A 23,447-nucleotide genomic window follows, 5' to 3' on the forward strand; every position below is an offset into this window, starting at 1 on the left:
TTGGATGACCTCACTTTCCTTCTTTTTCCCTAGAATAATGCACTGTCCTTATCGAATTTACGCACGATGTAATTGGAGGTAAGCACCAGAACGAACCCAACCACCGATTGATATAAGCCCGCAGCCGTACTCATTCCAATCTCGCCGGTAGTCTTGAGTCCACGGTACACATACGTATCGATTACGTTGGTCACACTGTAGAGCGTCCCCGAATCTCTCGGCACCTGATAGAACAGCCCGAAGTCGGCATAAAATATCTTCCCTATAGCAAGCAAGGTCATAATGGTGATGATCGGCTTCAGCATTGGCAGCGTAATACCGCGGATCTGCTGGAATTTGCTCGCCCCGTCGATCATGGCCGCTTCATAGAGGGACTTGTCTATACCCATAATTGCGGCGAGATAGACCACGCTGTTATAGCCGACAGCCTTCCATAGAAACACGAATATAATAATGAACGGCCAGTATTTCGATTCCGAGTACCAGGAGATATTGCTGCCGAACATTGCATTGAGCAGCCCCCGCTCCGAGCTAAGGAAGCTGAACGCGAAGTATCCCACAACGACCCAGGACAGAAAGTATGGCAGGAACATGCCTGTTTGATAGAGCTTGGCAAGCTTCTTGTTGGCAATCTCGGACAGCACCACCGCCAGCAGCACTGACAGGATCAAGCCAAGGACAATGAAGGCTATATTATATAAAAGAGTATTGCGTGTGATCAGATAGGCATCATTGGTGCTGAACAGAAACTTGAAATTATCCCAGCCGACCCATTTGCTGTTGATGATGCTGGCCCAGAAGCCATCCCGGCTGAAGCGGTACTCCTTAAATGCAATTACCGTACCCACCATCGGCAGGTAGGAGAAGAATAAAAACCACAGCGTGCCCGGGAGAACCATAAACAGCAGCACTTTATTTTTCAACACATCTTTGGCGGACTTCCCTATTTTCCCCATACTCTTAGTTCCTCCTATGCCGGAAAGTTCTTCCGTTGATACAAAAAGACCAGGCCAAGTCTAATCACCCGCCCGGTCTTGAATTGAATGCTACTTATTGTTCGCTGCTTTCCAGGCGTCGATCTGTGATTGGGCTTCGGCGATGATTTTATCCAAACCGGCGGCTTTTAATTTCTCATTGGCCTTGGTCAGGTATTCTTCCGAATCTACAGATCCGGTCATCAGCGGTGCCCAGAATTCTTCCTTCACGTTCTGAACGGCGGCGATTTCGTTAGTCACCTTGGAAGTATCGAAGTTGAAGCCGAGCAGCGGTGCATTGATACCGGCATCATTGAACTTCTTGAATTCTTCCCATTTGTTCTCAGGGTCGCCTTCATTCAGGTAGTTGATCATAATGTTACCCAGGGAGAACGTCGGCATATCGTAGTTCTTCGCATCCGGGAGATTCTTGATCATGTTGTCGCTGATTTTCTCGTAATGGACGCCTTCAATACCGGAGTCAATCATGTTGCGCAATACAGGGTCTGTATTCAGCAGGTTCAGGAATTCCATGGCTTTCTCAGGATACTCAGAGTTGGCGGAGATGGCCTGCATGGAGCCCATGACGGACCAGTTGTAGATATACGGCTGACTGGCTGGTGTCGACACAACCGGATACCCGTAGCTTACTGACCACAGATTGTCGGCCATCGGCTGGGTGGAGGCACGGTCAGTAAACCATTTGCCGGCTTTGTACAAGTCATCCACCGACGATGTAGTGGCTACTTCAGGAGAGATGTAACCCGCCTGATAGAATTTGCGGACGGTCTTAAGCGCTTCCTTGATTTCAGGAGTCTCAAGGATGTTGATGACCTTGTAGTCCTTGGTGTCCATATATACAGCCATCGGCATCTTCTCGATTACATAGTCAAATGGCATAATCGGCATGAAGTCCTTGACCATAGCGTACGGGGTCACTCCAGGCTCGTTTTCCTTGATGGTTTTGAGCAGCGGCTCCAGATCGGCCATCGTTTTCACGCTGGTCAGATCCAGCTTGTATTTGTCCAGCAGCTCTTTGTTGAAGCGGAAGACTTCTTGAGCCGGAAGCTCTTTATTGGCAGGAATGGCATAGTTATGGCCGTCCACCTTGGAGCCTTCCAGGAACGCCGGATCAATAGTATCCACAATTCCCTTGCCCTGGTTCTTCAGCAGATCATCGAGCTGCAGGAACGCGCCCTTGCGTGCATTCTGCACATAATCGAAGGCCCAGGAAGAGGTGAACAGGATGTCCATAGGCTCGCCCGAAGCAGCCATGACCTGCATTTTTTGCGTATAGTCCCCGAAGTCGAGCATTTTGATATCGAGTGTTGCATTAATTTTTTCAAGCGTGTATTTATTGACTTCTGTGAGCACCTTATCCATATCCTTCTGCGGTGGCCCGATAGTGTACCAGATCAGCTCTACAGGTTTCTCCGTAGACTCGGCAGCTTTGTTGCCTCCTGAAGCCGCTTCCCCGCCTGCATTGTTCTTACTGTCCCCCCCACATGCGCTAAGCGCCAGTGAAACGGTTAAAAGCGTTGTCAACAACAAGGAGAAGTGTTTCTTTTTCTTACTCATTTGCCGTACCCCCTTTTAATTAGCCGTCCGGAAATTCAGGCCTGCCGGGCCTTCCCGGCTGCAGGTTTCCATGAGCTATACCTTTACTTTATAAGATGAAAGCATTTTCAAATAGAAGAGAAACTATATATATTCAGGTATGAAATAAAGAAATTAACCCCAAAACATAACATATATCTATCAATAAGGAGCTGCTTAGAGCAGCCCCTTGAATTCTGTCGGTGAGATGCCAACGTATTTCTTAAATTGTTTATAAAAATAGCCCATTTCCCAGTAGCCGACACTGCGTGCGATCTCATGTACCTTGTTGTTTGTCGAGCGGAGCTGCTCTTTTGCTTTCTCAATCCGGTAACGGTTCAAATATTCTGCAAAGGAATCACCAGTCATTTTGTGAAACAGCTGGCCCAGATACACGGGGTGAATATTGAACATGAAGCCCAGCTTCTTCAGTGACAGATCCTCACTGTAGGATTTCTCAATGTAATTCAGCACCTGGTTCACAACCGGACTCTTCAGCTCACGGTCCAGCAGTTCGATGATGCTTCCGGCCGTCTGCATGACTGCGGCGGACAGACCCGGCAGCGAATTCGCCCTGTGGATCTCGTTCAGCCCCTGCGCAATAAGCTCCCGCTCCATTTCACTGCGGATCTCCTTAATCAGCATGCGGAAATACAGAATCCACTCCAGGGAAATCTCCCGGAGCAGCTCAGGGGTCAACCCTTCCATACATTTCGCAGAGAAATACAATTCGAGCCGCTCGGTCAGCGCCGGAAGATTCTTGGCCATAATTAATTTCGAATACTCGCTCCAGTCCTCCGGCAAAGCGGCTTCAATATCCTCCTTGCGCTCCTTCAGCTGTTCATAATAGATCAGGCTGCGCTCCGGGTAGATCTCCAGGAATTCCTGAGCCTGCTTCGCCTGCTCATAGCTGGCCGGAGCAGCCTGCACCCCGTCCATGACGGCTCCAACCGCAGCGCGCAGCCGCTGGCCGGGGGAGCCCAGGCCGGTGATCTCCTCCAGAATGGAAGCCATCTCTTCCTTCCCTTTGCGTTCGTCCGCGAAATTATGTATGAGCACCAGATCATTGTCCGAGTCCCAGAACATGAAGAACGAAGCGCGGGTACCGAGGAGAGCGGCGGCATTCTTCCGGAAGGCTTCCGTTTCCGGGTCTGCCTGGACCAGAGCAACCTCCACATACCGGCTGCTGATTGACAAGCCCAGGAGATTCAGCCGTTCGGACAGTTCGTCCGGGTCAATCTGCTTCCGCAGCCAGCGGAGCAGCACATTATCCTTCAGTACGGAGTTCGTATACTCCGACCACTCTGTATCCAGCCTGGAGACATTCAGCTTCTCGGCAATCGCCTCCAGCGTGCTCTGGAATTCCTCCAGATTGATCGGCTTGAGCAGATAATTCTCAATCCCCAGTGCCAGGCCTTCTTTGACATAGATGAATTCATCATATCCGCTCAGCACAACCACCTTCAGCTCCGGACGGAATTCCTGGACCGCACGGATCAGCTCCAGGCCGGTCATCACGGGCATGGAAATGTCAGTAATGAGAATATCTGCAGGCACCTCCCGCAGTTGCTCCAGCGCCTCCTGCCCGTTCTCGGCTTGTCCCACAATCGTAAGGCCCAGCTGCTCCCAGTCCAATATATCCTGCAGGCCGCTAAGAATGAACGGCTCATCATCGACAATAAACACCTTATACATGATCTGTCTCCTCCTTGACGGGATATGGAAAAGTAATAGTGACCTCGGTTCCGGCCCCTGCTTCACTGGCCAGCTCAACCCCGTACGGTTTGCCGTACATCAGCCTTAACCGCTCATGAATGCTCCGCAGCCCGAACGACTCTGATCCGGACAATTCCCGGTTATCCTCCAGTCCCAGCCGGAGCTGGTTCAGCTTCTCCCCGGCAATCCCCAGGCCGTTGTCCGTGACAACAACCCGTATATTGTTGTGATCATCCGGATGGACCCTGATGCTGATCACGTTGCCGGTTTGTCCGGTGCGCATGCCGTGCAGAATATAATTTTCGATCACGGGCTGAAGGGACATTTTGAGTACAGGAATAGGCTCCAGCTCTTTACTGCATTCAATGGTATAGGAGAACCGGTCCTTGTAACGGATCCGGAACAGCTCCAGGTACATGCGGCAGGCTTCCAGCTCATCCTTGAACGTATACTTCACCTTCGGACGGACATACGATTTGAACAGCACAGACAGGCTGTAGATCATCTCGCCCACATCCTTCGCGCCGCTCGAAATAGCCCGCATCCGTATAACCTCCAGCGTATTATAGAGAAAATGCGGATTCACCCTTGCCTCCAGGGTAGCGATTTCCGTATGCTTCTGCTTGATTTCAGCTTTGTACACCTGATCAATGTACTGGTTCAGTTCATCCAGCATGCTGTTGAAGCTCTTGGCAATCTGGCCCAGTTCATCCTCACGGTTGTCTATAATCCGGGTGTTCAAATCCCCGTTTTTCACTTTGCGGGTGAAGCGGATAATGCGGTGCGTCCGTTTGGCAAAATTCGAAATAAACATCGCCGGCAGCAGCACGGCGAACAGAATACAGACGAGGGCAATCGTAACAATAGTATTGCGTGCGCTGCTGTAGGTTTCGGCAAGCTCCTTCTTGGAGATCAGGCTGACCACCGTGTAGCCGGCCTGGCTCTGGGTCAGGCTGGTGACCAGCATTCCGCCCATGGAGATTTCCTCCCCGGAGTTCGCCCCTTGCAGCTGCAAATATTTCCGGCCGTACCCTTGACCCGAAGTGTCAAAGATGACTTCATTCTGGGCAGAGAGCACAAGAATCTCGCCTTTGAAATCCTGCTTATAATTATTCATCGCCTGCCAGATCGATTCGGAATCGAAGTAGACCAGCAGCTGGCCGATATTGAGCAGCGATGACTTATTGGTAATGGGAATCTTCACCGAGAACATAGGGGTTCTCTGCATGCCGATGCTCTTCAGCACCCAAATATTCGGCACGGACACCAGGCTCTCCTCATCCAGAACCATCGAATCCGGGACAAAGGAATGGGCCGCGTTGGTGGATATCCGTTCAAACTGCCTGCGGTTGTCATAATAGTACATCACCTGCTGATTGGCACTGTACAGCATCAGGCTGCGGATATCGGGATCATCGTCGATCTTGTTCTGGAAATACTGTACGGCGTTAGAGGTAGTCTGATCCCCGAGCAGATAGCGGTCCAGCCGGTGCTCGACATATTCGCCGAAGGGATGCTCCAGCAGAAATGTGGTGTTGCTCGCCAGACTCCCGTCCCGGTAGACATCACGCATCATGTCCTGGACGGACTGGTATTTGTTCTCCACATAGTTGCTGATGCTCTCCATCGTCTTGCGCTGGATATCCATCTGCCGCTGCACCGCAGAATCCGAGATCAGCATCAGCACCAGATACGAGAAGGCAATGATCGTTGCAATGAAGATACAGGAGACAATAAGGGTGAAGCGCATAAACATATTATCTTTAAAATACTTGCGGTACAGGGAATTACTTCGCATAATCCACCTCCTTCAAGTTTGTCAGCTTACGCTTCCGTGAAACCACTTCGTACAAACTCACTTCGGAAGCATTGGCTTCAAGTTTGTCAGCTTACGCTTATCATTATGATACACAAGAAGCGCTCCCCCCTAAATACTGTTCAGGGGGTGAGCGCCTTGTTTATGGCTTGAGCCGGCGGTCTTTCCTTACCGCCCGCCAGGCTTATTTCAGATAATTCAGCAGCATCTGCGCAGCTTCTGCCCGGGTGGCGGGAGCTTTGGGCGCGAAGGTTCCGTCAGCCCGCCCTTTCACGAGGCCAAGCGCAGCGGCTTCAGCCACCTGATCCGCTGCCCAGCCGGAGATGTCTCCAGCATCCTTAATAGACAGGCTGCCCGTTGCGGCCGGGATTGAACCCTGCTGCAGCCGGTAAGCGCGCATCAGAATGACGGCCATCTCTTCCCGGCTGATTGCTGCAGCCGGCTGGAAAGACTCCGGCGTACGGCCGGTAATCAGACCGGCCTGGACCATGCCGGAGAGTGCCTGCTGATACCAGGCGCCTGCCGGAACATCAGTGAAGGAAGTAGTGCCGCTGCCGCTTAGCTGCAGCGTGCCGGCCATCAGCTGCACGAATTCAGCCCGGGTAATATTCCGGCCCGGCTGATAAGCCTGCTCCGATATTCCCTTGATCAGATGCTTCGCAGACAGCTCACGCAAGGCTTCGAAGGCCCAGTGCGTGACCGGAACATCGTTGAACTGCTTCGTATACTCCAGCAGTGCGTAAGTGCCGTTGCCGTCAAGTTCGGCTGTAAGACTGCCGGCCGCAGCAGATCCTCCCAGATAAGTGAGTGTACCGTCACTGCCTACACGGTACAAGCCAAGCAGCTTCGGATGAAGTGCTTCACCGGCTGGCCAGCTTATACTAACAGGAGAAGCGTAATTGCCGGGACGCTTAACGGTTCCATCTGCCAGGGACAAGCTCAGATCATAGTCCAGGAGTTGTCCCTTAAGCGAGACACCGGCTTCCGTCTTCAGCAAAGCTTGTGCAAGTGCCTTGAATTCTGCTTGCAGCACGATCTTTGCACCGTTGCCCTGGGCAGCAGGCACGGCTTCGGCCAGCTGCTTCAGCAGGTCCGGTGTCAGTTCAAGAACTGTTCCGTCTCCCTCTACGCGGAGCGTATTGGTTCCCAGCAGCTCACCGGCGTTAACCGGAAGCTCAATTGTGACCGCTTGCTGTACCTGCACGGTAACTACACCGTTTACGGCCGGACTGCCCAGCTGTGCGGCTGATATCACTGCGACCGAAGGCGCCGGTGTTGCAGCCGGTACAGGTGTTGCCGTTGGCAGAGCAGCCACCGGAGGATTGGTTGCCGTCAACGGGGGATTAGTTGGCGTCACCGGCTGACGGTTTACATTCAGAGTAATAACCTCTGTATCCGCCGTATCCACATAAGGGCGGCCGCCAACGATGCGGGTATTCTCTACACGCGCCTTATAAACGCCCGTATCAGAAAGTTGCGCCTTGGCAAGGGTCAGGCTGCTGCCAAGAGCATCCTCTATAACCAGATCATCTTTGAACCAGCTGTAGCCCAGTTCACCATATACGGAATCGGCAACAACTGTAAAGGTCACATCGTTACCTTCCATTACTGATTGGCTTGTCGCTGTAAATGAAGCAATCGCCGGAGCTTCATGCTGCGGATAGACCTTCAGTGCCAGTGGTGAGCCAACGATACGCGCCGGGTCTGTGGCCTCTTTGCCGGTCAGCACAACACGATAATTCGTTCCATCTTCTTCAAATAATGGATTGAACCGGTATACCGCGCCGGTAACGCCCGGAACCGTCTGCCATTCCTCATCCGCAGCACGCTTCATTTCCCACTCAATGGAGGCAATATCTCCTGATGTATCGACGGCAAGCGCGATCGGCTCCCCGGCAACAGTCTCAAGTACCGATGGCAAATCCATTACAAATGCCGGGGTCATCCATTGGATTTCCGCCGGAAGGACCTGCAGGTTGTATTCCTTCTCTGCGGTCAAGCCGCCTTCGCCGGTCACAATGACCTTATAGCGGTAACCGCTCATTTCTTCTGTCAGATCTGTAAGTGTCAGCGTATCGCCAGTGGCAATAACTTCACCGTATCCTTCTCCCTGATCGGCATACCAGGCATAGACTAATGTACCGGTACCTTTACCAACAGCGCGAAGCACTCCATCCTGTCCTGCCCGGAACGAGCCTTCACTGACCACCTGTACATTCGGCGGCAGCGCGGTCCATTTCGCCTGCAGCGTAAGCGGACCATTCACCGTGTCAGAGGCAAAGTGCCATCTCGCATTACCGTTATACCAGCCTTCCAGCACATAACCTTCTCTCGCCACATTCGGTGCAGCTACAAGCGCACCGTTCATAACCTGGACAACCTTCGCTTTCGGCTGGCCGCCGTTACTGTTAAAGGTTACGTTGTACCGCTTATCCAGCTGCAGCGGCTGGGATTTGTTCCCGCTGTAATCCTCCATCACCACTGTTACTGCTTTGGTCGACGTAAAGCTAAGGCTTGCCTTCGTGGTGCGGCCGCGGATAATCATCGGCTTTTGCGCTGCTGCCCCTGATAAATAGGTTACCGCAAAAGACTTAGGAACTCCGTCTTCATAGACGTACATGTACCTCCAGTCCCGTGTGTTCGGCATTGGCAGGCTCAGTGTATTTCCATTCCAGGACCATGCTTCGGCATAAGGCTCCGACAGCTTGTCAATGAATGTACCATTATAGGTTACAATATCCGAGTTGCCTGCCTGGATGGTTACAGTGAACTCGTCCCCATTAACTGGCATATCGCTGAACAATGCCGAGGTTGTCCCTTGCGGCAGGATCAATTGTCTGGAGACAGGCTCTGCGGTTGTAATCCAGTTTACCGATTTCACCGTCACCTTAACGTTCCCGGCAGCGTCTGAACCGGACCACTTGACCAGTAGATCGCCGTTCTCGCTAGCTTCGGCCTCAGCACCCGATACCGCCGAGTCCAAATTAAAGGACACTGTGGCCGCTTCCCCTTCTACTCCGTCCGCTCCTACAGGAATGACTTTAATTATACCGGATTTGGCTGGCAGCTGTTTGATGTAGAACGTCTCGTCATATTTGCCGCCCATAAAGATGTCGTTCACATATACATTGTATTGCTTCACCTGGGAATAATCGCTGTTCAGATCCCACTTCAGAATCATTTCATTCGTATTCGGCAAGGCCTGCGAAACCACCAGATGGGTTGGCGCGGCCGGCTTCACGGCTGAACCGTCAGAGATGCGGATTTGGCCGATGTTTACCTGATAATCGGCGATTGTGCTTGCACCCGGCGTAAACACCAGGCCAAAGGCTGCGATTTCTTTACCTGCGTAAGCCCCCAGATCCACCTCAGCCGTTGCCCAGCCCATGGTTTGTTTACCGCTGTTCTCCACAGGTACCCTGACTACCTTGGACGGATTGTCCTTGAAGATCAGGCCTGCACTCAAGACAGAAGCATCGTCGGCTGAAGTCTTGTTATAAGCAATCGACAGCTGGGACGTTGCCTGTACGGACAGGTCGCTCTTGTACAAGCGGAGGAAATTCTCCTTGTCCAGCGCCCCGTTCACAACCAGTGAACTGCCTCCGTTGAAGCCGCCGATCTGCTTATAGCTCATGCGTGAATTGTCTGTCATTGTATATTCCGGACCGTAGTCGTAATCAACCGTCAAGCGGTTGCCCAGGGTATCCTGCCACCATTGCCACGTTACAGGAATATCCTGAAGGCTCATGTTGGACCATTCTTCCTCATTTGACTTTTCCCCGTTAACATAATAAGAAATACCATGCCCGGTATTGAAATTCGTATAGAAGTTGGAATTCTGAACCACGGAGCGTTCCGCAATGACCGAAGAAATTCCCGGCCAGTAGCGGTTATCCGCATAGACATCCGCCACCGTATTCGCGGGCGAAACGGTTGTATTGCCGGGGTTCACATTCGGACCTGACCACCAGAGCTGCTCCCGCAGATGGGTCATCCACTGGTAATCATTGTCGGTGCGTTTGGAGACAGGCCACGCTTGTCCCATATCCTCGTCAAGACCGGCATGGACGAAATCAGCTCCGAGCGTAGCGATGCTCAAACGCGGAGCTCCGCCTGCTGTCAACTTGTCTTTCAGAGCTGTTCCCTGTACGCTCTTGAAACGGTCACGGCCTGCTTCAAGTCCGGCAAAGCCAATATCAAACAGATTGTAATTTGTCCCTTCATCCTCATTCATTCCAGCCAAATAGCCTATAGCTGTATTAATATGGGTGCTATTCACTCCGTAATCGAAGAAAAAGGAGTTTGAAACCGGCTCTTTTGCCGTTTTATCATACAGCATCGAAATATTGTTATTACTAAAGGTTCTTGTAAAGGTATTGGAACCGTTGTTCGTAGTTAATGAATCGTACCACTGGACATATAACCCGCCTTGTTGCAGCACCTTCATGAAAGCCATGTAATCGGGAATATCGGCTGTAGCGACATTCGGGCTCACCTCTTCCTGATTAAGGAAATAGCCGTCGAAGCCGAAGTAATTTGCCATTTCAATCATTTTCCTGGCAACCGGGAAGTCACCGTTCTCATCCTTCACAATCATTTGTTTGTAGGTTTGCTGTCCGCGGTCATTGTTGGAGAAAAACACACCGGCCAGCGACATGACCCCATTCTTATGTGCGGCATCCGTATAGGTTGGATTCGGAATATTCAGCATGCCGAACTCAAACCACTTCTGCTGCCAGTCGGACTGGGCCAGATCATCGTAATATTCCGGCGGCGTATATGCCGTTGCAGTACCATGCCAATACGAATAATAATCAACATACTGCCAGAAATTGAAGTGATATTGGGCAAACTTGTTGGTATAAGGAGCATTTTCAATGAAGGCATTTCCATAATCGCCTGCGACATTCATCATCTTGACATCCGGACTCAGCTTAGGATTGGCCTGTGTAGCCGTGAAAGATGAAATCCGCTTCTGTAAAGGCACGCGGGAACGAAGCAGTTCCGCATCCGGATCGGTCTCAGGACTCCAACCCGCGATTTGATTGCTGGTGTAGCCATGTATACTCGGCTGGTTAGCTCCATGCGCGCTGTCCCCTTTGAACGGCCAGGTATCTCCGGCCAGAGCGGTCTGCGGCAGCAAGCCTGCAAGTAGCGCCGCACTTATTACGGTTGAAGTCAGTCTGCGAAGTTTGCGTGTTTGGGTATGAGATATCATTGTCCACTCTCCTCATGTAATGGGGATGATCTTCGATACTGCTAGTTCAAACGGTGTATTATTGGAAACGCATTCATAAAAAATCCTGCTGTACCCCCCTTTTATTCTTTATCCAAATTTAATATATAGCAGGAGCTGCCGGTCCAAGTAGAAGCGAAATTAAAGATACACTGGCCAAATTAAAGGAAAGTCTGCAACAGCCCATAACCAAATAGAGCACAGCTCCAATAGTCCTGAGACATGCTCTGATTGATTTGACGCTACATCTTACTTTTTACTGTCCAGATTCCCTTCGGGCAGAAGCAAGCAGGAGCATCTTACTTTATATAATCCTGCACCAAATACAACATTCCCCTCTCGATCCAGGACAAAATCCAAAATTGTTGTACAAAAAGCATCATTTCGCTGCCTCCAGACGGTTTAGCTGAATAATTGCTGTATTTCGTACAACAATCCTGCCAAATACCCGGATATCCGGGTATCGAAGTTGTACTACGTACAACATTAACGTCGAATACGATGTGAACTTAAGAGCCTCAGCGCTTCCGGCACGGACACGGTGTTGGAATTCAGAAGAGCCTCCTTATCTCGATCACGTGAATCGGCAACTTGTCCGAGCTTACTCTAACGTGCTAACGTGCGGTTCACATTGCCGGATTATTCAGTCTACATACAGCAAAAAAGCAGCCTCCGCGGGGAAGCTGCCGTTTGTTCTGCTGTCATACAGGCTGCTGTACTGCAAGCTGCTGAGCCTGCGGATTACTCCGCTGATTCAGCAGAGGCCGGGTATGGATCAATCTTCTGAATTGTTCCGTCTTCATTATATTTAAGCTCGGTATATTTCACGCTGCGCTTATGGTTCACGCCGCCTGATAACGAGCTGTCGTGATAGAACAGATACCACTTGTCCTCGAATTGAACAATCGAATGATGGGTGGTCCAGCCAATGACCGGAGAGAGAATTTCTCCCTTGAAGGTAAATGGCCCCTGCGGATTCCGGCTGACGGCATACACCAGCGTGTGCTGTGTTCCTGTCGAGTAAGAGAGATAATAATACCCGTTGTACTTGTGGACCCAGGGTCCTTCGAAATATCTCCGCTGCTCATCCCCGGCAAGAATCGGGTTGCCCTCTTCATCCACAATCGAAATCTCTGCAGGCTGCTCTTGAAAAGACAGCATATCCTCGCTCAGCAGAGCCACGCGCGGTCCAATCGCCAGCGCATCCAGAGCAGGCCCTTCCGCATCCGCCACGAATGTGCCAGTCTGCCATTTCTCCAGCTGCCCTCCCCAAAGACCGCCGAAATAGATATAAGCCTGGTTATCGTCATCCACCAATACAGCCGGATCAATACTATAGCTGCCAGCGATGTAATCGGGCTGCGGGTCAAACGGGCCTGCCGGTGAAGCAGAGGTAGCCACACCAATCCGGAATATTCCGTCGTGGTCACGGGCCGGGAAGAACAGGTAATAGGTATTATTCTTATAGGCCGCATCCGGAGCCCAGAGCTGCTTGGAGGCCCAGGGGATCTGATCCAGATGGAGCGCCTGGCCGTGATCCACTACCGGCGAATCAAAGCTATCCAGTGACAGAATATGATAGTCTTCCATCGCATACTGGTCCCCGTTATCATTATCCGGTCCATCGTGATCCAGGTCATGGGAAGGATAAATGTAGATTTTCCCTTCATAGACATGGGCGGACGGGTCCGCAGTATAGATGTGGGTAACGAGCGGTTCATTAGGTTTCGGCAAATGTGTCATAAGACATCTCCTTTTGTATTTGTGTAATAGAATTCTGCAAAATAACCCGGAGCCGCAGCATCCGCACCCTCTCCCGAGGCGTGAAGTCCCAGGCAGACACCGGTAAATCCGCCGTTCACCTCAGGTGACAGGACAGATACATGTACCTTCTGCTCTGCGTCATGCCAGGAGATGCCATCCTCAGAATACGAGCAGGTATAGACCTCTCCGTCCGAACGGAGGCGGAGCCGTACCCCTCCGGAGCTCCCCGCCGGGTAATGATATATCTGCTTCTCATCCCCGTCTTTGACGGTAAGCTCCATAACCCGTCTGCCACTCCGGCTGGCGAGTCCCCAGAAGATATACCCCCGGTTGTTCAGGCGGGCGGCCAGTCCGGCATATTCCCCATCCTTCACGGGATCAAAATCCAGACTTACGCCCGTCTCCATCCGGTGATGCTTCTGGCGGATGCAGGCAAATACAGCCGGCGCCTCATCATCCAGCGTGTAGGTATTCCCCCGGACGGCAAGCTTGCCATCGCGCTCTGTCCAGGAATACCGTTCCTCCTCATAGCTGCGCAGAAAAGCCCATTCCGGGCCGAAGCCTCCGCTCAGCTCCATGCGCTGAGCAATGTCATCCGGACTGGAATCTTCAGCGGAGACAACGGTTCCTTCATTGTTGTCAATCAACGGCCAGCCTTCTTCCGTCCAGGTCACCGGAGCCAGGAAGGTCTCTCTGCCCAGCGGAGAGTATTTGCCGTCCACCGGACGCATGCCCAGAAAGACGGCCCACCACTTCCCGGACGTATCCTCTACCAGATCCGCATGGCCCAGGCATTGAACCGGATGCTCCTTCAGCCCGCGGTGGGTCAGTATAGGTTCAGGCTTATTCTCAAACGGCCCGTAAGGGTTGCTGCTGCGGGCAATGATCTCCCGGTGATCCCGGGCGGTGCCGCCCGATGCCGTCATCAGGTAGTAGACGCCTTTGATTTTATACAGATGCGGCCCTTCTACCCATGGACCCTCATCCCCCCGCCAGATCTCCACAGGCTCAGACAGCACTTCACCGGATTCCGGATGAATCTCGTACTGGATAATATGGGATTCATAGCCGGCTCCATTCTGCACAGTCACGTAAGCGCGCCCATCCTCATCGAAGAACAGGGACGGATCAATTCCCCCATAAGGCAACAGGACCGGCTCTGACCAGGGACCTTCCGGCTTGTCCGCTGTCACGAAGAAATTACCGATCCCCCTCACATCCGTAGTAATCATATAGAATCGGCCTGCATGATGGCGTATCGTAGCGGCATATATACCGTCAGAGCTGCCGCTTGTCCGCAGGTCCACCTGGGACTTCCGGGTCAATACATGTCCTATCGGCGTCCAGTGAATCAGATCCTTGCTATGGAAGATAGGGACGCCGGGAAAATACTCAAAAGAGCTGTTAATCAAATAGTAATCATCATTTACGCGGACTACACTTGGATCTGGATAGTAGCCGGAGATCACGGGGTTCCTGACATTTATTGAGTGCATAATAGCCTCCCTGAAATTGTGCGCAAGCGTTTACAATCCACAGTACCATTCTACAAGCCGATATTATTTTTTCCCATACGCAGAATAAAGGACTTACCCCGAAAATTATGAGAATTACCATCCTACTGAAATTGTAATTTAAACAAAGAGCCGCTGCTCGCCATTTTACTTGAAGGATTGGTCATTTTTTGCGGAATGTTTATCAAATGTTAATGAAATCTTTATGGTCTGTTCAGATTAGACGGGGTGAACGTTTATAACGGGCCGCTAGAATGAGAGAAAGACAGCAGACACTTTAAGTACATAGAAATCTAATGAGGTGGGAGAACGCATGAGCGAATATGTGCTACAGGCACACCAATTATCCAAGCATTACAAGCATCACCCTGCACTGGACCGTGTCGACCTGTCGATACGCCGGGGCAGCATCTATGGGTTCATAGGCCAGAACGGCGCCGGGAAATCAACCCTTATGCGGATAGCAGCAGGACTTTCCAGGCCAACCTCAGGCCAAATCGAATTATTCGGATATAAGGAAGGCGCACAGCTTGTGCAGGCGAGAAAAAGGATTGGCACGACTATTGAGACACCCGCCCTTTTCCCTCATCTATCAGCCGCAGAGAACCTGGAGGTATTCCGGCTGCAAAAGGGTATCCGCGACAAAACGCAGATCCGCCAAACCTTATCACTGGTAGGACTGGAGCAGGCCGGCAGCAAAATCGCTGCCAACTTCTCTTTGGGTATGAAGCAGCGGCTGGGTCTGGCGGTTTCACTGCTCGGCAACCCTGAGCTGCTTATTCTTGACGAACCCACCAATGGACTCGATCCTGTGGGGGTTGTTGAATTAAGAGAATTATTGCTTCATTTAAATAGGGACAAGGGCATCAGTATTCTGATATCCAGCCATATTCTGAGTGAGCTGCATTTGCTGGCAACGGATTACGGGATTATTCATAACGGGCGAATGCTGGAGCAGTTGTCTGTAAGCGAGCTTCAGGCCAAGTGCAGGCAATACCTGCACATCAAGGTAGACTCACCAGAGAAAGCCATAGGAATTATACAAGAAGAATGGCAGACAACGGAATATGAACTAGATGCTGACGGTATCATCCGCTTATATGAACCGTTCGGCCCTCCCGGTGCGCTCTCGGCTAAGCTGTTTGCAGCAGGTCTGGAAGTCCAGCAGTTCATGCCGAAGGGCGAAAAGCTGGAACGGTATTATACCAAGCTGATTGGAGGGGCGGCAAATGGCAAATCTGTTACGGTCTGAGCTGTACAAATTATACAAAGAGCCCTCGTTCCGGATTCTCTGTTTCACTTTTATCTTCGTGGCGGTCATCTTATCCGGAGTTATCCATTATATGGGCTCAGATCAGAAGGTTTTCAGCGGGATATCCGGGCTAAGCCAAGGTATACAAGTGAATGTGCTTGTGCTTAAAATCTCGTTAGCCGTAGTGGGAGGCTTCTTTCTCTCAGGTGAGCATGGCCTTGGAATTATGAAAATCTCGGTTGCTTCGGGGTACAGCCGCAGACAGATTTATACTGCCAAGCTGACGGCCTATTCTATCGGAATCATCATTTTGTCTTTAATCGTCCCTGTCATATGTGTGATAGCCGGCAGTTTGCTGAATGGCTTCGGCAGCCTCCCGGAAATTCCTGCCGCCCTATATTTATTTCGTACACTTGCCTTCACGATACTATATGCAGCAGCCTTTGCCTCCATGGTTGCCGTGTTCGCTGTCACAACAACAATAAGCGGCATAACGATTGGCGCGGTGCTGCTGGTAATGCTTTTCTTCGACACTCTCTCAGAGTGGCTGAGCGGCAAATGGGCTGTGTACAGAGAATTTTATGAGCATTCCGTATTTAAGCTTGTGATGGATATCACCATCCCACAGCCGACAACGTATCAGCTTACTCTCTTAATTTCGATTCCCATTGCAACCATTCTCGTATTTGCCTGGGTGGGGATCATGAGCTTCCGGAACATGGAAATTAAATAATCAATAAATTAAATCCAAGGAGACCTGACTATGAAAAAACGTATTCTCTATCTGTTGATCATTGTTGCTGGCGCAGCATTGATTTTATTCTCCATGATCGGTTTTGAAACGTCCTGATTTACGGAAATATCCAAATCATATATGATGGTCACTATATAAGATGCACTAAAGAGTTCCACTTAAAGCTGAGTCGTCACTGCGGTGAACATTTGGACTTCCGGCCGCTGTTGTCTCCAGATTTCTTGATTATTACTGCTGTTCGCGGTGGAAATCCGGTGACTGCTTATGCTTCCGGAGTGCTTTCCTGCGGAAAGCTTTCAGGCGGTCGCTACCGCTCCTACAGTTCCAAATTTCCCCTCCGCTTCTTTTGCTTTTAGTTAATTTCTATAGTGCTTCTTATATAGAACTATATCCTACAAAAAACGGGTGTGTCCTTACTATGGCAAGTGAACGGATTATGATTGTCGAAGATGAGCTGGAGATCGCCGAGCTGATCAAGGATTATTTGGAGATAGAGCGGTATGAGGTGATCATCTGCCCTGACGGTGAAGAAGCGCTCCGGGCTTTCGGACAGTTTCATCCGCAGCTGGTAGTCCTTGATATTATGCTGCCGCTGCTTGATGGAATGGAGGTATGCCGCAGGATACGTACGGAGTCCGATGTTCCCATCATTATGCTCAGCGCAAAAAAACGGGATTCCGACAAAATCCTGGGGCTAGGTCTGGGAGCGGATGATTATGTGGTGAAGCCCTTTAGTCCAGGTGAGATTGTGGCTAGGGTTAAGGCTCAGCTGAGGCGTTTCAACGGGTTAACCTTACCTTCAAAGCAACAAAGTACAGTCGTATATCCCGGCTTGGAGCTTGATCTCAAAGCCTATGAGGTCCGGGTACGCAAGGAGAACGTTCATTTCTCAGCGCGGGAATTCGAGGTACTCCGCTTCCTCGCGATCCATCCCAATCAGGTGTTTACCCGTGAACAGATCTTCGGGAGTGCCTGGGGAATACACGAATACGGGGATCTGAATACGGTAACAGTGCATGTCAAAAAAATACGGGAAAAAATCGAATTAGATCCGGCCAATCCCCGGTACATTCTTACCGTTCGGGGTATAGGCTATAAATTTTACGGGGGGAAGTAAATGAAGAAGCCGGGCCTCCGCTTTCAAATGGTTACTTCGATGGTTATCATTATCCTGCTTCCGCTACTTCTCGTTTGCTCTGTAGCAGTCGGCACCGGGAGCAATACCAGCTCATCCGCAGATAAATTTTATAATGAAATGATTCCTGTGGTCCTATTGGTGCTCCCGCTGATCTGCTGTACAATTTGGATGACCCGAACGATAACCCGCAAAATTCTACTGCCTCTCCGGGAGCTTACGCTTGCGGCTGAACAGATTGTGCAGGGCAACATGGATTGCCCGATCACATACCGGGCCAATGACGAAATGGGCAGGTTCAGCGCCGTGTTCGAGCTGATGAGAACCCGTCTGCTGGAATCCAAGGTGAACCAGGATGCTTATGAACAAGCACGCAATGAACTTATAGCGAGCATCTCTCATGATCTCCGGACCCCTCTTTCCTCCATCAGGGGATATGTGGAGGGTCTGCAGGATGGCGTCGCACAGGATAAGGTCAAATTCGAACGTTATTTATCAATCATCCGGGACAAGACAGACAAGCTAAACGATCTGATTGAGGATCTGTTCCGCTTCTCGGAGCTGGAGTCGGGGCAGCTGCAAATGAACTACGAAGAGATCGAATGCGATCTTATGCTGGAGTCCATCGTGCGGCCGCTGGAATATGAATTTACTGAGGCCAGGGCCCGATTAACTGTGGTCCGTCCCTTTCCGGCTGGAAGGGTGCGGGCAGACGCGGTCCGCCTCACGCAGGTATTTAACAACTTAGTCGGCAATGCCACCAAATACGCAGGTGAAGAGGCACATATAACTATAGCCGCTTCCCATACCGGGAAGCGGCTGAAGGTTAGTGTGAGTGATAACGGTACAGAAATCGCACCCGAGCACTTGCCCCACCTTTTTGAGCGGTTCTACCGCGGAGATAAATCACGCTCCAGCCAATGGGGGGGAGCCGGCCTGGGGCTTGCCATCTGCAAATACATTATTGAAGCACATGGCGGTGACATCGGAGTTCACACCTTGCCGGGTGCCGGCAATGTGTTTTTCTTTTCGTTGCCGCTTACTTCATAATATTACCGCCGCACCCGTCTGGCAAAATCCACGAACTGAAACTTATCCAGCCGGTGTCTGGATTCGGTATATTGGAACAGCACCGTATTCTCCAGATACACATAGTTCCGCACTACGACAATATGCGTGTATTTCTTCAGATCAAGCAGGCGGTGATCCTCCTCCGTTGCAGGCTCAACGGATATCAGCTTCTTCGCATAACTGATTTTCAGCCCCAGCTCCACTTCCAGATATTCATAGATAGAGCCTGCCGCGATCTCTGCGCTTAAGAACGGCACAATATCCGCCCGGAAATAATCCTTGTCCAGAATGATCCGTTCTTCTTCAATCTCTCTGGCGCGGATCACCTTCCATACCGGGGTATCCTCCGGAACCTGCAGCTGTCTGGCCAGCGCAGAGCCGGCCGGCTCCATCACCGTTTCCTCTACCAGTGTCCGTGAGGGAGCACCGAGAGTACCTGCCATTTCCTTGAACGAGATCAGGCCGGTAACGGGAAAATCCATCCGGGTCATATCCAGCACAAACGAGCCTCTGCCTTTGATTTTGTGAATATAGCCCTCGCGGAACAGCAGATTCAGCGCTTTGCGCACCGTTTCCCGCGAAGTGCAGTACGCCTCGGCCAGCTCACTTTCAGAAGGCAGCTTGGTCCCCGGCAGCAGCTGGCCGGAATGGATCTGGCTACTGTATTCATTATAGATTTGCAAATATATATTTTCTCTCATTATAGATCACCGCCCTATATTGTATCACGCCGTGGCTCTGGACGCATGGATTCAATTCGGGGGCGGGCCGGATCAACCCTTAAGATGAATAGTCAAAATACTGGTCTGCTTTGCCGTCGCCGGTCCCGTCTTCTCCTCAATCTTCTCCACCATCTCCTGCCCCGCAGGAATGATGATTGGGGTAATCACCGGGTAACCGGCTGCACGGATAGCATCCATATCGAATTCCAGCAGAAGCTCGCCGGCCTTCACCTTATCGCCAATATTCTTAAGCTGGGTGAACCCGCTGCCCTTGAGCGACACCGTATTAATCCCTACGTGGATAAGTACCTGCACGCCGCTGGCATGCTCCAGAATAAGCGCATGTTTGCTCTTGATTACATGGGCGACTGTCGCATCAAACGGTGCATATACTTTCCCTTCGGAGGGTTCAATCGCAACCCCCTGACCCATCTGCCCCTCGGCAAAAGCAGGATCGGGTACCTGCGCAAGCGGTACTGCCGTGCCGCTGAGCGGTGCAGCCAGCTCCAGAATGTTCACCGGCTCCTGTGAGCCTTGAACGGACTGGCGGCTGCTGAGTTCATCTTGTACGGCCGGAGGGCTGACCGTTGTTGTTCCGGCTGCTGTTGCGCCTGCGGCTGCAACTGAACTCTTCCCGGCACGGCTGACGACGGCACGGCCATACAGCACAGTAGCCGTAAACGGCACGATCAGCACAATTGCCATACCTACGAAGAATACGCCCCACTGGTTCGGGAAGATGGACAAGAAGCCGGGAACCCCGCCAACGCCAATGGAAGAGGCGCGGACCTGATTAATCGTGAGCAGAACCCCGCCCAGTGCAGAGCCGATCATTCCGAAGATGAACGGATAGCGGTAGCGGATATTGACCCCGAAGATCGCCGGTTCCGTGACTCCGAGGAAGGCAGAGATCGAAGACGTTACCGCAAGTCCCTTCGTCTTCTGTTCTTTGATGACGAACATCATCGCCAGTGCCGCTGCCCCCTGTGCAATGTTGGAGAGAGCGAGCATCGGCCAGAGGAACGTGCCGCCTTCACTTCCGATAAGCTGAACGTCAACCGCCAGGAAGGTATGATGCATCCCTGTGATGACCAGCAGCGCATAGAATCCGCCATAGATTAAGCCGCCTAGAATCGCAAAATGATCGAACACATAGACCAGTCCGGAAGTGATCGCATTGGCGATACCGAAGGTAACCGGTCCAATAATTGTGAACGCCAGGAAACCTGTAATCAGCAGAGTCACTGGCGCAACAACCAGCAGTTTAATCGAGTCATGTACTCTTTTGTTCAGGAACTTCTCAATGCCGGCCAGAATATAGGCCGAGACCAGCACCGGCAATACCTGTCCCTGATAACCGATTTTCTCCAGATGCCAGCCGAACAAATTCCAGGTCGGAACCGTTCCTTCCGTAGAAGCACTGGCATAACCGTAGGCACTTAATAAATCCGGATGAACAAGAATAAGTCCGAGCACAATCCCGAGCAGCGGACTGCCGCCGAACCGGGTCACTGCCGCCCAGCCGATCAGGGCCGGTAAGAACGTGAAGGCTGTGCTGGCAATCGTATTGATAATCGCCGCTATATCTTTCCACTGCGGATAGACATCAACCAGCGACTGGCTGAAGAAGATACCCGGTCCAGTCAGTATATTATTAATCCCGAGCAGCAAACCTGCAGTTACGATGGCCGGAAGGATCGGAATAAAAATATCGGCCAGCGTCTTGATCGCCCGCTGCAGAGGATTCTGTTTACGGGCCGCTGCCGATTTCACCTCATCCTTGGAAGAACGGGCACCGCCGGTCAGCTGAATCATTTCGTCATACACTTTATCAACGGTTCCCGGACCAATTACGATCTGGAACTGGCCTTGGCTGGAAAATTGTCCTTTGACAAGGTCATTGGCGTCCAGCGCTGCTGAATCCACCTTGCTCTCGTCATAGAGCGAGAATCTTAGCCGGGTTACGCAATGTGTCGCGACCTCAATATTCTCCTTGCCCCCAACCGCCCGTACAATATCCTCTACATTCTTGCGGTCAATAGCCATATCATCACTCCTTAAGTATTAGATGTTGTTAACCACATATAGGAAGCATAAGGACTCAGTTGAAGCTCTTGGGTTAATGCAGGTTCATCGGCTGTATTACCGGTTAAAAGCTTGTCCGTATCCGCTTGGCTTAAGTCTGCCCAATGCTTGTCCGCGAACCGGAAGCTAATCTCCTTACTGCTGAAGTTCGAGACCACAACAAGTGTCTCCCCTATCCCTGTCCGGGCATAAGCGAACACCTCGGGATGACCTTCATCCAATCTGCGGAATACACCGTCGATAAATACGGCATGCTCTTTGCGCAGAGCAATCAGCTTGCGGTAATGATGGAGGATCGAATCCGGCCGCTCCAGTTCTTTTTGCACATTAATGTCCGGGTACCGCTCGTCGACCTTAAGCCAGGGCGTACCGCTGGTGAATCCGGCATTCGGACTGTCATCCCACTGCATCGGCGTACGGGAATTGTCGCGCGAACGTTCCTGCAGGATGCTGAGGGCCGCTTCCGGACTCTTGCCCTGTTCCTGCAGAATGCGGTACATGTTCAGGGACTCAATATCGCGGAATTCTTCGATGCTCTTCCACTTCGGATTCGGCATGCCGATCTCCTCGCCCTGATAGACATATGGTGTTCCTTGAAGTCCATGCAGCGTTGTAGCCAGGAGTTTCGCACTTTCTTCGCGGTAGACATCATCATCGGTGAATCTGGAGAGCGCCCGCGGCTGATCATGATTGTTGAAGAATAAAGCGTTCCAGCCTCCGCCCTGCTGCATTCCGGTCTGCCACTCACTGAACAGCCGTTTCAATGCCTCGAAATCATAGGGCATCAGCTCCCACTTCCGTCCGCCCGGATAATCCACCTTCAGATGGTGGAAATTGAAGGTCATGGAGAACTCCCGCTCTTCAGGGTTCGAGTAGCGGATACAATGTGCAAGGGTAGTGGAGGACATCTCCCCGACCGTCACCATCTCAAACGGGCCGAATACCTCTTCATACATGTCTTTGATGTATTCATGAACCCGTGGTCCATCTGTATAGAACTTCCGTCCATCCCCCGGCGGTACACTCCCGTCATCATTAGGGAACTGCTGGTCTTTGGAGATCAAATTAATGACATCCATCCGGAACCCGTCCACACCCTTGCGTGCCCAGAACAGCATCATATCGCTAACCGCTCTGCGGACCTCTGCATTCTCCCAATTCAGATCGGCCTGAGTCTTGTCGAACAAGGTAAGATAATATTGTCCTGAAGCTTCATCGAACTGCCAGGCAGGCCCCCCGAACTTCGATTGCCAGTTATTCGGCAGGCCGCCGCCTGGTGCCGGGTCTTTCCAGATATAATAATTACGGTACGGGTTGTCCTTGCCTGAAATCGACTGTTTGAACCATTCATGCTCCGTCGAGGTATGATTGACCACGATATCGGTCATCAGCTTCATGCCGCGCCGGTGCAGCTCCTCTATCAGCTCATCGAAATCCTCCATCGTGCCAAAATCAGGGTTAATATTCTGATAATCCGCAACATCGTAACCGTTATCATATTGGGGCGAGACATAGACCGGCTGCAGCCAGACGATATCAATCCCAAGCTCCTGCAAATAATCCAATTTCTCAGTAAGGCCTCTTATATCTCCTGTTCCATTGCCTGTCGTGTCCTTGAAGCTCTTCGGGTACACCTGATACACTGTGGACCGGCGCCACCATTCTGAATACCGGGACTGGGTCAAATTAAGCACCTCCAAAAGAATTGCTGTATTTCAATCATTAAACTTGTATATACAAGGTCAAACACTTCACACAGTTTAAACCTGTATATACAGGTTGTCAATAGGGCTAATCCGTTAGCGGTGTGCG

Annotated in this window: 14 protein-coding genes; 4 read left to right on the top strand and 10 right to left on the bottom strand. The window is 51.3% G+C overall.

The features are described from left to right. Nucleotides 1–29: 29 nt before the first annotated feature. The 7 genes from GC101_RS10715 to GC101_RS10745 all read right to left on the bottom strand — a co-directional run bounded on the left by GC101_RS10715 (nucleotide 30) and on the right by GC101_RS10745 (nucleotide 14,598). Nucleotides 30–956 carry an ABC transporter permease gene (locus GC101_RS10715; RefSeq protein WP_042138936.1) on the bottom strand — a complete coding sequence of 309 codons (927 nt, stop codon included), beginning with the start codon at nucleotides 954–956 and terminating at the stop codon, nucleotides 30–32. 90 nt (nucleotides 957–1,046) lie between these two features. Beyond that, entirely contained in the window at nucleotides 1,047–2,552 is a 1,506-nt protein-coding gene (locus tag GC101_RS10720; RefSeq protein ID WP_042138937.1) for an ABC transporter substrate-binding protein, read from the bottom strand. A gap of 195 nt (nucleotides 2,553–2,747) precedes the next feature. Further along, nucleotides 2,748–4,265 (bottom strand): response regulator transcription factor, encoded by a 1,518-nt coding sequence (locus GC101_RS10725; protein WP_171717239.1) that lies wholly within the window; start codon nucleotides 4,263–4,265, stop codon nucleotides 2,748–2,750. Then, a complete protein-coding gene (locus GC101_RS10730) occupies nucleotides 4,258–6,084 on the bottom strand; it encodes a sensor histidine kinase (RefSeq protein ID WP_171717240.1) in 1,827 nt (608 codons plus the stop codon). Before GC101_RS10730 ends, GC101_RS10725 begins: the two co-directional genes overlap by 8 nt. A 202-nt stretch (nucleotides 6,085–6,286) precedes the next feature. Further along, entirely contained in the window at nucleotides 6,287–11,320 is a 5,034-nt protein-coding gene (locus GC101_RS10735) for an endo-beta-N-acetylglucosaminidase (RefSeq protein WP_171717241.1), read from the bottom strand. 759 nt (nucleotides 11,321–12,079) lie between these two features. After that, entirely contained in the window at nucleotides 12,080–13,081 is a 1,002-nt protein-coding gene (locus GC101_RS10740) for a glycoside hydrolase family 43 protein (RefSeq protein WP_171717242.1), read from the bottom strand. Further along, the gene (locus GC101_RS10745; RefSeq protein WP_171717243.1) at nucleotides 13,078–14,598 is read right to left on the bottom strand and encodes a glycoside hydrolase family 43 protein; all 1,521 of its coding nucleotides are present in this window, start codon (nucleotides 14,596–14,598) and stop codon (nucleotides 13,078–13,080) included. Before GC101_RS10745 ends, GC101_RS10740 begins: the two co-directional genes overlap by 4 nt. Nucleotides 14,599–14,929: 331 nt before the next feature. On the opposite strand from GC101_RS10745, the gene GC101_RS10750 reads away from it, so the two are divergent. The 4 genes from GC101_RS10750 (at nucleotide 14,930) to GC101_RS10765 (ending at nucleotide 18,807) form a co-directional block, all read left to right on the top strand. Next, the gene (locus GC101_RS10750; protein ID WP_171717244.1) at nucleotides 14,930–15,868 is read left to right on the top strand and encodes an ATP-binding cassette domain-containing protein; all 939 of its coding nucleotides are present in this window, start codon (nucleotides 14,930–14,932) and stop codon (nucleotides 15,866–15,868) included. Next, nucleotides 15,846–16,601, top strand: coding sequence for an ABC transporter permease (locus GC101_RS10755; RefSeq protein WP_171717245.1), 756 nt, complete (start codon nucleotides 15,846–15,848; stop codon nucleotides 16,599–16,601). The genes GC101_RS10750 and GC101_RS10755 overlap by 23 nt, the downstream gene beginning before the upstream one ends. Before the next feature lie 439 nt (nucleotides 16,602–17,040). Beyond that, complete coding sequence (locus GC101_RS10760; RefSeq protein WP_171717246.1) at nucleotides 17,041–17,739, top strand: response regulator transcription factor; 699 nt, start codon at nucleotides 17,041–17,043, stop codon at nucleotides 17,737–17,739. Continuing rightward, entirely contained in the window at nucleotides 17,740–18,807 is a 1,068-nt protein-coding gene (locus tag GC101_RS10765; RefSeq protein WP_171717247.1) for a sensor histidine kinase, read from the top strand. 2 nt (nucleotides 18,808–18,809) lie between these two features. Here the strand turns inward: GC101_RS10765 and treR are convergent, their stop codons facing one another. The 3 genes from treR to treC form a co-directional block, all read right to left on the bottom strand. After that, on the bottom strand, nucleotides 18,810–19,529 hold the full coding sequence (gene treR / locus GC101_RS10770) for a trehalose operon repressor (protein WP_171717248.1): 720 nt from the start codon (nucleotides 19,527–19,529) through the stop codon (nucleotides 18,810–18,812). 72 nt (nucleotides 19,530–19,601) lie between these two features. After that, nucleotides 19,602–21,596, bottom strand: a complete 1,995-nt coding sequence (gene treP, locus GC101_RS10775) for a PTS system trehalose-specific EIIBC component (RefSeq protein WP_171717249.1) — start codon at nucleotides 21,594–21,596, stop codon at nucleotides 19,602–19,604. A gap of 11 nt (nucleotides 21,597–21,607) precedes the next feature. Beyond that, a complete protein-coding gene (treC, locus tag GC101_RS10780) occupies nucleotides 21,608–23,335 on the bottom strand; it encodes an alpha,alpha-phosphotrehalase (protein WP_171717250.1) in 1,728 nt (575 codons plus the stop codon). Between the last annotated feature and the right edge of the window lie 112 nt (nucleotides 23,336–23,447).

It is taken from the genome of Paenibacillus phytohabitans, from assembly GCF_013141775.1.
Lineage (GTDB): Bacteria > Bacillota > Bacilli > Paenibacillales > Paenibacillaceae > Paenibacillus_AQ > Paenibacillus_AQ phytohabitans.